Origin of the sequence: Mitsuaria sp. RG, from assembly GCF_028369275.1 — a bacterium.
GTDB classification, from domain to species: Bacteria; Pseudomonadota; Gammaproteobacteria; order Pseudomonadales; family Pseudomonadaceae; genus Aquipseudomonas; species Aquipseudomonas peradeniyensis.
In genome coordinates, this window is the sequence record NZ_JAQMYQ010000114.1 from 1 (window position 1) to 661 (window position 661).

Annotated in this window: 1 protein-coding gene; it reads right to left on the reverse strand. The window is 61.0% G+C overall.

All coding sequences use genetic code 11. The features are described from left to right. A partial coding sequence (locus POF53_RS25915) for an immunoglobulin-like domain-containing protein (RefSeq protein ID WP_337994576.1) occupies positions 1–661 on the reverse strand: 661 nt, incomplete at both ends.

The window sequence follows — 661 nt, forward strand, 5'->3', positions numbered from 1 at the left end:
GTCGCCACCGGCAACCGATTCGATCTTGTTGACGATGCTCGGCTGGCCACCGACGAATACGTCGTCCGGTGCAGTGATGGTGAAGGTGCCGCTGGCGCTACCGGCAGGGATGGTGACCTTGGTGCCATCGGTCAGGGTGAAGGTCAGGCCATTGTGGCCGTTGACCGGCAGGCCCTGGGCATTGGTCAGGGTCACGGTGTAGGTGATCTGGCCGCCTTCGGACACAGTGGTCTTGTCGGCGGTGAGGGTCGCGACGACTTCGCTGACGGTGTCGGTGATCTGCACCGAGGCGTTGCCGCCCAGTTCCAGATTTTCGAAGGCCTTGCCATCAACGGCGGCATCGGTGATGCCGACGGTCAGGGTGTCGCCGTCCTTGAAGACGTCATCGCCTTGGGCTTTGGCTTTATATTCGGCTTCGGTCTGGCCGGCCGGAATAACGACCTTGTCGCCATTGGACAGGGTGACAGTCAGGTCATGGTCCAGTTTCTGGCTGACCTTGACGGTGAAGGCCGGCTGCTGGTCTTCGGTGACATCGCCTTTGCTGACGATGGTGACGGTGACCTTGTCGCCCTGGTTATCGGTACCTGGGGTACCAGTACCCGGCTCATCGGTCACGGTCGTGGAAACCGAGTTGTCGCCAAGGGTCAGTTTCTCGAAGTTG